The organism is Bombella mellum, from assembly GCF_014048465.1.
GTDB lineage: Bacteria > Pseudomonadota > Alphaproteobacteria > Acetobacterales > Acetobacteraceae > Bombella > Bombella mellum.
Genome location: NZ_PDLY01000008.1, coordinates 1 through 5,181, shown reverse-complemented (window position 1 = coordinate 5,181; position 5,181 = coordinate 1). Strand labels below are relative to the sequence as shown.

Genomic DNA, 5,181 nt, shown 5'->3' with positions numbered 1-5,181 from the left:
GATCATTGACAAGAGAATATGGGTTATAAAGTAGAGACTGGAAGGGATATGTTGGCGGCGTTTTCGTTGGCGAAGGCTGATGGAAGACGGAAGCTGATGTATCTGACTTTAAGTTTGATGCGTTGAATTAAGCTGGATGTTTTATTCTGTTGGTCTGGATTGAACCTGAGAGTTTGATCCTGGCTCAGAGCGAACGCTGGCGGCATGCTTAACACATGCAAGTCGCACGAACCTTTCGGGGTTAGTGGCGGACGGGTGAGTAACGCGTAGGAACCTATCTGGAGGTGGGGGATAACATCGGGAAACTGGTGCTAATACCGCATGATGCCTGAGGGCCAAAGGAGCAATCCGCCATTGGAGGGGCCTGCGTTCGATTAGCTAGTTGGTTGGGTAAAGGCTGACCAAGGCGATGATCGATAGCTGGTTTGAGAGGATGATCAGCCACACTGGGACTGAGACACGGCCCAGACTCCTACGGGAGGCAGCAGTGGGGAATATTGGACAATGGGGGCAACCCTGATCCAGCAATGCCGCGTGTGTGAAGAAGGTCTTCGGATTGTAAAGCACTTTCACTAGGGAAGATGATGACGGTACCTAGAGAAGAAGCCCCGGCTAACTTCGTGCCAGCAGCCGCGGTAATACGAAGGGGGCTAGCGTTGCTCGGAATGACTGGGCGTAAAGGGCGCGTAGGCTGTCTGTACAGTCAGATGTGAAATCCCCGGGCTTAACCTGGGAACTGCATTTGATACGTGCAGACTAGAGTCCGAGAGAGGGTTGTGGAATTCCCAGTGTAGAGGTGAAATTCGTAGATATTGGGAAGAACACCGGTTGCGAAGGCGGCAACCTGGCTCGGAACTGACGCTGAGGCGCGAAAGCGTGGGGAGCGAACAGGATTAGATACCCTGGTAGTCCACGCTGTAAACGATGTGTGCTGGATGTTGGGTAATTTTATTACTCAGTGTCGGAGCTAACGCGTTAAGCACACCGCCTGGGGAGTACGGCCGCAAGGTTGAAACTCAAAGGAATTGACGGGGGCCCGCACAAGCGGTGGAGCATGTGGTTTAATTCGAAGCAACGCGCAGAACCTTACCAGGGCTTGCATGGGGAGGCTGTAGACAGAGATGTCTATTTCTTCGGACCTCCCGCACAGGTGCTGCATGGCTGTCGTCAGCTCGTGTCGTGAGATGTTGGGTTAAGTCCCGCAACGAGCGCAACCCTTGTCTTTAGTTGCCATCACGTCTGGGTGGGCACTCTAGAGAGACTGCCGGTGACAAGCCGGAGGAAGGTGGGGATGACGTCAAGTCCTCATGGCCCTTATGTCCTGGGCTACACACGTGCTACAATGGCGGTGACAGAGGGATGCTACATGGTGACATGGTGCCGATCTCAAAAAACCGTCTCAGTTCGGATTGTACTCTGCAACTCGAGTGCATGAAGGTGGAATCGCTAGTAATCGCGGATCAGCATGCCGCGGTGAATACGTTCCCGGGCCTTGTACACACCGCCCGTCACACCATGGGAGTTGGTTTGACCTTAAGCCGGTGAGCGAACCGCAAGGACGCAGCCGACCACGGTCGGGTCAGCGACTGGGGTGAAGTCGTAACAAGGTAGCCGTAGGGGAACCTGCGGCTGGATCACCTCCTTTCAAGGAAGTTTTCTGATACGTTGGAAGACTTTTTGAATAAAAAGACCTGCGCTCCGAGCGTAGGCATCAAGACGGAAGCGCCGTCAGCATATCCCTTCCTTTACTTTTCCTGGGCTAGTAGCTCAGTTGGTTAGAGCACACGCTTGATAAGCGTGGGGTCGGAGGTTCAAGTCCTCCCTGGCCCACCACCAGGATGATGGGGGCATAGCTCAGCTGGGAGAGCACCTGCTTTGCAAGCAGGGGGTCGTCGGTTCGAACCCGTCTGCCTCCACCAGGTTTCATCTGGAGGTGATCAGGAAAAGGAATAAAGGTAAGTGGAAAGAGTTCTTCTTTCAGATGGTTTTTTATCATCTGGCTGAAGTATCCGGTCTTTGAGGAGTGAATCGGTTGGTGCGCTGTCTGCGTACGCTGCAATGGGTTGTCTGACCTTTTGGTGGGGGATGTTTCCTTGTTTCCCACGGAACATTGCAGAGAGTATTCAGACGGTGAGAATGAAGTGACTGACATTATATGTCCAGTTCTGTCATTCAGATTTCCGTGTGAGTGATCGCATGGAATGATGTGTGACTGGCTACTGTGCATGTGGTGTGAGAATGAGAAGGGCACTTGGTGGATGCCTTGGCACCAGAAGGCGATGAAGGACGTGACACACTGCGATAAGCCACGGGGAGTTGTGAGTACACCCTGATCCGTGGATTTCCGAATGGGGCAACCCCCTCTTATGAGGATCATGCACTGAATACATAGGTGCATGAGGCAAACCCGGGGAACTGAAACATCTAAGTACCCGGAGGAAAAGACATCAACAGAGATTCCGCCAGTAGTGGCGAGCGAACGCGGAACAGGCCAGTGTCTTCGAGAGAACAAGCAGAACAGTCTGGAAAGTCTGACCATAGTGGGTGATAGTCCCTTATGCGTAATGTCTCCTGAAGGCCTTGAGTAGGGCGGGGCACGTGAAACCCTGTCTGAACATGGGAGGACCACCTTCCAAGCCTAAATACTCTCTGGTGACCGATAGTGAACCAGTACCGTGAGGGAAAGGTGAAAAGCACCCCGATAAGGGGAGTGAAAGAGACCTGAAACCAGGTGCCTACAAGCAGTCGGAGCCTCTTATGGGGTGACGGCGTACCTTTTGTATAATGGGTCAGCGAGTTTCTGTCCGTAGCAAGCTTAAGCCGGTAGGTGTAGGCGTAGCGAAAGCGAGTCTGAATAGGGCGACTGAGTTACTGGTAGAAGACCCGAAACCGAGTGATCTAGCCATGGCCAGGCTGAAGGTGCGGTAACACGCACTGGAGGGCCGAACCCACGCCTGTTGAAAAAGTCGGGGATGAGCTGTGGCTAGGGGTGAAAGGCCAATCAAACTCGGAGATAGCTGGTTCTCCGCGAAATCTATTGAGGTAGATCGTCGTGTATTGCCCTCGGGGGTAGAGCACTGGATGGGCTAGGGGGGCCCAAAGCCTTACCACACCTAACCAAACTCCGAATACCGAGGAGTATGAGCACGGCAGACAGACAGTGGGTGCTAAGGTCCATTGTCGAGAGGGAAACAGCCCAGACCACCAGCTAAGGCCCCTAAATCGTGGCTAAGTGGGAAAGGATGTGGGGATTCCAAAACAACCAGGAGGTTGGCTTAGAAGCAGCCATCCTTTAAAGAAAGCGTAATAGCTCACTGGTCTAATAGAAACCCTGCGCCGAAAATGTAACGGGGCTCAAGCCACGTGCCGAAGCTGTGGGTGCATAGTTTACTATGCGCGGTAGCGGAGCGTTCTGTAAGCCTGCGAAGGAGACGGGGTGACCCTCTCTGGAGGTATCAGAAGTGCGAATGCTGACATGAGTAGCGACAAACAGTGCGAGAAACACTGTCGCCGAAAGTCCAAGGGTTCCTGCGCAAGGTTAATCCACGCAGGGTGAGCCGGCCCCTAAGGCGAGGGCGAAAGCCGTAGTCGATGGGAATCAGGTTAATAGTCCTGAGCCTGCCAGAAGTGACGAACGAGATATGTTGTCAGCTCTTATCGGATTGAGCTGGCTTTTGGACCGTTCCAGGAAATAGCTCTGGCATATAGACCGTACCCGAAACCGACACAGGTGGACTGGTAGAGTATACCAAGGCGCTTGAGAGAACGATGCTGAAGGAACTAGGCAAATTGCTCGTGTAACTTCGGAAGAAACGAGACCCGTTGGTGGGCAACCATCGGCGGGTGGCACAGACCAGGGGGTAGCGACTGTTTAGTAAAAACACAGGACTCTGCGAAATCGAAAGATGACGTATAGGGTCTGACGCCTGCCCGGTGCCGGAAGGTTAAGAGGAGATGTGCAAGCGTCGAATCGAAGCCCCGGTAAACGGCGGCCGTAACTATAACGGTCCTAAGGTAGCGAAATTCCTTGTCGGGTAAGTTCCGACCTGCACGAATGGCGTAACGACTTCCCCGCTGTCTCCAGCATCGGCTCAGCGAAATTGAATTCCCCGTGAAGATGCGGGGTACCCGCGGTCAGACGGAAAGACCCTATGAACCTTTACTGCAGCTTTACAGTGGTATCAGGAAAGTTTTGTGTAGGATAGGTGGGAGGCTTTGAAACCAGGGCGCCAGCTCCGGTGGAGCCATCCTTGAAATACCACCCTGAACTTTTCTGATATCTAACCGAGACCAGTCAGCCTGGTCCGGGACCCTGTATGGTGGGCAGTTTGACTGGGGCGGTCGCCTCCCAAAGAATAACGGAGGCGCGCGATGGTGGGCTCAGGCCGGTCGGAAACCGGCTGTCGAGTGCAATGGCATAAGCCCGCCTGACTGCGAGAGTGACAGCTCGAGCAGAGACGAAAGTCGGCCATAGTGATCCGGTGGTCCCGCGTGGATGGGCCATCGCTCAACGGATAAAAGGTACTCTAGGGATAACAGGCTGATCTCCCCCAAGAGTCCACATCGACGGGGAGGTTTGGCACCTCGATGTCGGCTCATCACATCCTGGGGCTGGAGCAGGTCCCAAGGGTTCGGCTGTTCGCCGATTAAAGTGGTACGTGAGCTGGGTTTAGAACGTCGTGAGACAGTTCGGTCCCTATCTGCCGTGGGTGTAAGAGACTTGAGAGGATTTGTCCCTAGTACGAGAGGACCGGGATGAACGAACCTCTGGTGCACCGGTTGTCGCGCCAGCGGCACAGCCGGGTAGCTAAGTTCGGAATGGATAACCGCTGAAAGCATCTAAGCGGGAAACCAGCCTCAAAACCAGGTCTCACAGGGCCGTCCAAGACCAGGACGTCGATAGGTCAGGTGTGAAAGCATGGCAACATGTGTAGCTGACTGATCCTAATCGCCCATATCTCTCACACACCAAAACACATGCACAGTAGTCAGTCACACTCCAAAAAACACCAACCAAAACACCCCAAACACCCACCAAGGGTGAGCGGGAAGACCTGGTGGCCATGGCGGAGGATCCATACCCGATCCCATCCCGAACTCGGCCGTTAAAGCCTCCAGCGCCTATGATACTGCTCCTTAAGGAGCGGAAAAGTCGGTCGCCGCCAGGTCCCCTCGCTCACC

The 5,181-nt window shown here is 54.0% G+C and carries 2 tRNA genes and 3 rRNA genes; all 5 read left to right on the top strand.

What is annotated here, in order from left to right:
* Positions 1–161: 161 nt before the first annotated feature.
* The 5 genes from CPA56_RS09390 (at position 162) to rrf (ending at position 5,168) form a co-directional block, all read left to right on the top strand.
* A 16S ribosomal RNA gene (locus tag CPA56_RS09390) occupies positions 162–1,645 on the top strand.
* Positions 1,646–1,756: 111 nt separating this feature from the next.
* Positions 1,757–1,833 (top strand) — tRNA-Ile (locus tag CPA56_RS09385).
* Positions 1,834–1,843: 10 nt separating this feature from the next.
* Positions 1,844–1,919, top strand: a tRNA-Ala gene (locus CPA56_RS09380).
* A gap of 312 nt (positions 1,920–2,231) precedes the next feature.
* Positions 2,232–4,968, top strand: a 23S ribosomal RNA gene (locus CPA56_RS09375).
* An 85-nt stretch (positions 4,969–5,053) separates the two neighbouring features.
* Positions 5,054–5,168, top strand: a 5S ribosomal RNA gene (gene rrf / locus CPA56_RS09370).
* The 16S, 23S and 5S rRNA genes sit together here with 2 tRNA genes alongside, the layout of an rRNA operon.
* The last annotated feature ends 13 nt before the right edge of the window (positions 5,169–5,181 follow it).